This is a genomic window from Streptomyces sp. NRRL S-350 (genome assembly GCF_000719705.1).
Classification (GTDB): domain Bacteria; phylum Actinomycetota; class Actinomycetes; order Streptomycetales; family Streptomycetaceae; genus Kitasatospora.
In genome coordinates this window covers 1-4,310 of record NZ_JOHO01000133.1, presented here as the reverse complement: position 1 = coordinate 4,310, position 4,310 = coordinate 1, and the positions used below count along the sequence as shown (strand labels likewise).

The window sequence follows — 4,310 nt, the reverse complement described above, 5'->3', positions numbered from 1 at the left end:
TCCAGCTCTTCGGTCGTCACAACCCGAATGCTGGACACCCTCCCCGCATGTCCGGAGCAGAACCGGCAAACCCAGCTGACTTCGGAACTACTCGTCTAGTTGGAACTTGGTCACGCATGTTGGAACTGGTGGATGTCAGCTCCGGATTCGGATCATCTCCCGTTCCGCGAAAGCGCGGAAGCTGCGCGGCGGGCGGCCAGTGAGGCGCTGGACAGTGTCAGTGGTGCGGTCCTCGGCACCTTCGGCGATGGCGTGGTCCATGCCGGCGAGAAGCGCGGCGAACTCGGCGGGCATGTCGGCCGCCAGGCGGTCGCGCATCTGCTCGTAGGTCAGCCGACGGTGGGTGATGGTCCGGCCGGTGACCTGCGTGAGGACGGCGGCGATGTCGCCGTAGCTCAGGGCTTGGGGCCCGGTGATGATCAGGTCGGTGTTCGGGGCCTGCGCCTCGGTCAGCACATGCACGGCGACGGCAGCGATGTCGTCGGCGTCGACGAACCCGACGCGGCCCTCGCCGGTTGCCGTTCGGATGGTCCCGTCCGCTCGGATGGTCCGGGCGTGCGCATGGTCGGCGGTGAAGTTCTGCATGAACCATGAGGGCCGCAGGACCGCCCACTGGGAGAACAGGCCAGGCAGGGCCTGGTGAACCTGTCCCACGGCAGGTCCTCCGGCGGGGATCGCCGACGAGCTGAGCAGGACAGCGCGGTGGACTCCTGCGGTGCGGGCCTGCCGGAGAAAGGGCAGCATGACGGCTGCCGGATCCGGAGAGCCGATCGGCGGGATGAGATAGACCCGGTCCGCGCCTTCGAGTGCACCCTCGAAGGACCCGGGGTCGTCCCAGTCGAACCGCACGGGACTGGCCCCGTCGACGGGGGTGGCGCGTCGGCTGGCGGCCTTGACGCGCCGGCCCGTGGCGCCCAGTCGGGCGGCGACGCGGCTCCCGGTGGTGCCGGTGACCCCGATGACCAGGGTGAACTTCTGGGATTCGTTCATCAGTTGCTCTCGGCGAAGTGAGTGGCGGGGTTCTGGACGGCGAGCGGGTTCCAGTAGTCGCGGTAGTGGGCGATGAGGCCGTTCTTGACAGTGACCACGGCGATGTAGGACATGTCGAAGGGGCTGTCGGTGTCCACCAGACGGCCGACACCGCGCATCTCGACCACGATGGTCTCGGGGGCGGTGGTCTGATGGATCTCCACGTAGGGGAAGTCGTGAAGGTCTATGTGGTCGGGGTAGTCACGCATGTACTCGGCGAGGGCCGCCTTGCCCTCCAGCCGCTTCGGCCAGCCTTCCGGCGCGAAAGGAAACTCGAAGATCCCGTTCTCGTCCCACAGGTCGACCCAGGCGGGAATGTCCTTGTCCAGCAGCGCTTGCAGGCCGTGGCGGTACAGGTCCACCGGTGCGGTGTTCGTGCTCATGGGGGTGCTCCGTCCCGTACGATACGGACCCCGAGTCCGTTTCATGCGTTCGACGATACGGACCCAGGGTCCGTTTTGCAATTGGAGGAACCGCATGCCCGAACGCAAGCCACGCGCGGACGCCACTCGCAACCGGGAGGCCGTCCTTGCGGCTGCCGACACGCTCTTCGCCCGTTGCGGGAGCCCTGAGGCGGTCACCATGGCTGACATCGCGGCAGCGGCCGGCGTCGGCAAGGCAACGCTCTTCCGCGGCTTCGGCGACCGCACCGGCCTGATCCACGCGCTCTACGAGATGCGGCTCGCACCGATCAGGCTCGCCGTCGAAGAGGGGCCACCACCTCTGGGGCCCAACACCCCGCCACTGGAGCGCGTACCCGCCCTCCTCGACGCCGTGCTGTGCTTCAAGATCGACAACCGCCACCTCGCCCTGGCACTGGAGGGAACCGGCGGCGACAGCCCATACGCGGCAGAACACTACGAGCGGTGGCACAGCACGCTCCAGGCCGCACTGGAGCAGATTCCCGGGCTTGCCGACAGCGATTTCACTGCACACGCTCTGCTTGCTGCCACCCGCGCCGACCTCGTCGAACACCTCGTCGGCCAACAGCGGATGACTCGTGAGCAGATGCGGACTCAGCTGGCGGCCTTCACCGTCAGAGCCCTGGAAGCCCGTGTACCACTGGATCGAACAACCTGGACCGACGTCGAATGCCACCAGTGAAGGCGTTCATGCCATAGCGGGCTCCGGCTGATCGATGGAACTTGGTCACGATTGTTGGAACTACCGTTCCGGTCGTGAGGTGTCGATCTTGCGCGCCAGGTCGTCGCCGACCTCGATGAGGAGCGTCCGTAGTGCCGCGTAGTGCGAGGTGCTCGCGGCGCCGATGTGGAACCACATGTTGTTGCATTTCGTGGGCCACGGGTGACGATCGGACTTGCGGTGCGGTAGCGGCGCGACTACCGCACCGGCCTTTGGCGGAAGCCGACGCGGTGCGGGGCGAGGTACGCGCGGTGCGGTGCGCGCGGCCTGTCCATGGGCGCGCCGCGCGCTGCTGGAGCTGTCCATCGCGCGCGGGCTGGCGCGCGGCCGCGTCGGCCGGCCCGGCCTACCAGCGGGTGAGGTCCTCCCCCAGCGCCCGGCGCAGCAGGGCGAGGGCGCCTTCGGCGCCGGGGCAGCGCAGGGGTTCGCCGCTGGCGGCGTCGGCGACGAGGCTGCTGTCGATCAGGGCGGTCCAGGTTCCGCGCTGGACGTCGTACTCCTCGGTCCAGCCGACCGGCCGGCCGCCCTGCTGGAGTTCCTGGACGCCCGGGTGGTCGGGCCAGGTGAGCAGGGGCAGGCCGTCGCCGAGCGCCTCGCGGTCGGGGTCACCGAGGCCGCGGGCGGAGGGCGTGATCCAGCCGGTCGGGCGCTTGAGAGCCAGGCGCTGCACGCCGGGCATCGCCCGCTCGGGGCGCAGCAGCTCGATGTGCGTGCGGTGCAGGACGTCCAGGGCCTGGCCGACGGAGCGGTGGGTACTGGCCCCGCTGGCCGGGTCCGTCAGGACCACGGCGGCCTTGGAGCCCCGGTGCTTGGCGGCGATGTGCCCGGCCTTCCCCCACGGGCCGTCCGGCAGCGGCGCGGTCCAGCCGATCGGCCGGCGCCGGTAGAGGAGCTGGTGGACGTCCTCGGCCTGCGGGTCGTCCCAGGAGGCGAGGAGCCAGCCCTCACCGACCGTCAGGTCCAGGTCGTCGAGCCGGTCCGGCTCGCCGAACCGGAGCGTCGGGATGGTGCACGCCGCGCGGCGCAGCGCCTCGAAGGCCTCCGCCCGCTGCTCGGCCGTGTCTGTCCGGTCTCACTGATCATGGCGGACGCGACTATTCCGAGCTGCGGATTGCCAGGTTTGGTGAGACGGATCGGGGATGCCCAGCTCAGGGATCATGGCACTTCTTAGTTGGCGCCATCGGTGACGCCCTCGCGTCAGCCGGACCTGGTCGATGTGGTTCCAGATCGCATCCGCTGATGTGCGGGGGGCACTGCATGGCCACTGGCAAGCAGCGGCTGGGAGGGGTGCCAGCCCCAGTGCCGCTCTCGTCCGGTCGACCAGCGCGCGGATTTTGTCCTTGTTCTCTGCGTAGAAGAACTCGGCCGGGGCGACGGTCACTGGTGCCAAGAAGGCGGCCAGGGTCGCGATTTCAGGGTGCGAGACGATCGCGCCGAGCTCGCTGTTCTGCGTGTTCGTCTCCGCCGCAGCGGGCCAGCCCAGTTGGCGTGCGCGTGTCTGCCAGCGTTGCAGCATCGTCGGCTCGCCTCACCTGCCTGCGGCCCACTTCTCCGTGATCGAGCGGGCGTCACGGACGCTCATGACCAGGACCTTGGGGCCGTAGCGACGGAGGACCTGAGCCAGTCGCCTTTGAGCGGCGGTCATGCCGGCGAGCGGGGTCAGATCGACCGGTGGTGGGAACGGCGGCCGTTCTCTCACGGTGGTCCACGATCCGCTGAGGGTGACGCTCTGCCAGTGCTGGTGGCGGGTGCAGATGACCCGGGTGATGGGCAGATGGAGGCGGGGCGGCGCGGTGTTGCGCCGGCTCGCGCAGTGGGGGCAGGCTCGGCGGGTGTAGCCCATGGCGGCTTGGAACCGGACGGCCGGGGTCTTCTTCTCCAAGAGGTCCGGGGCGTGCTGGCGGGCCCAGCCCAGGGCCGGGAGTGCCGCTGACAGCCGCCCCAGGGGCAGGCCGCTGATCACTGCAAAGCGTTCCGCGGCCGGCGGGTTGAGCAGGGCTTCGAAGAACTCAAGGTGACTGCCCAGGGACGTGCCGGAGCGCTACGGCTCCTGGCAGACCCTCTACACCCGTTTCCGCCGGTGGGCGCTGGACGGCACGTTCTCCCGGATGCTCCACGCGATCCAGGCGGAGAAGGAC

At 69.4% G+C, this 4,310-nt stretch carries 7 protein-coding genes; 2 read left to right on the top strand and 5 right to left on the bottom strand.

Annotated features, from left to right (window positions below; genetic code table 11):
• Window positions 1-135 precede the first annotated feature (135 nt).
• Together IF30_RS0139900 and IF30_RS0139895 are read right to left on the bottom strand one after the other, a co-directional pair.
• The gene (locus IF30_RS0139900; RefSeq protein WP_030247889.1) at window positions 136-990 is read right to left on the bottom strand and encodes an NAD(P)H-binding protein; all 855 of its coding nucleotides are present in this window, start codon (window positions 988-990) and stop codon (window positions 136-138) included.
• On the bottom strand, window positions 990-1,412 hold the full coding sequence (locus IF30_RS0139895) for a nuclear transport factor 2 family protein (RefSeq protein ID WP_030247887.1): 423 nt from the start codon (window positions 1,410-1,412) through the stop codon (window positions 990-992). Before IF30_RS0139895 ends, IF30_RS0139900 begins: the two co-directional genes overlap by 1 nt.
• 94 nt (window positions 1,413-1,506) lie before the next feature.
• On the opposite strand from IF30_RS0139895, the gene IF30_RS0139890 reads away from it, so the two are divergent.
• On the top strand, window positions 1,507-2,133 hold the full coding sequence (locus tag IF30_RS0139890) for a TetR/AcrR family transcriptional regulator (RefSeq protein WP_051712255.1): 627 nt from the start codon (window positions 1,507-1,509) through the stop codon (window positions 2,131-2,133).
• 385 nt (window positions 2,134-2,518) lie between these two features.
• On the opposite strand, the gene IF30_RS0139880 is transcribed toward IF30_RS0139890, so the two are convergent.
• The 3 genes from IF30_RS0139880 to IF30_RS0139875 all read right to left on the bottom strand — a co-directional run bounded on the left by IF30_RS0139880 (window position 2,519) and on the right by IF30_RS0139875 (window position 4,135).
• Window positions 2,519-2,959 carry a hypothetical protein gene (locus IF30_RS0139880; RefSeq protein WP_030247883.1) on the bottom strand — a complete coding sequence of 147 codons (441 nt, stop codon included), beginning with the start codon at window positions 2,957-2,959 and terminating at the stop codon, window positions 2,519-2,521.
• A 285-nt stretch (window positions 2,960-3,244) separates the two neighbouring features.
• Complete coding sequence (locus IF30_RS48465) at window positions 3,245-3,688, bottom strand: hypothetical protein (RefSeq protein ID WP_158835977.1); 444 nt, start codon at window positions 3,686-3,688, stop codon at window positions 3,245-3,247.
• Window positions 3,689-3,700: 12 nt separating this feature from the next.
• Window positions 3,701-4,135, bottom strand: a complete 435-nt coding sequence (locus tag IF30_RS0139875) for a hypothetical protein (protein ID WP_030247882.1) — start codon at window positions 4,133-4,135, stop codon at window positions 3,701-3,703.
• 67 nt (window positions 4,136-4,202) lie between these two features.
• Here IF30_RS0139875 and IF30_RS0139870 point away from each other — a divergent pair.
• Window positions 4,203-4,310, top strand: a 108-nt coding sequence (locus IF30_RS0139870) for a transposase (RefSeq protein WP_030247880.1), incomplete at its 3' end; no start/stop codon positions are given.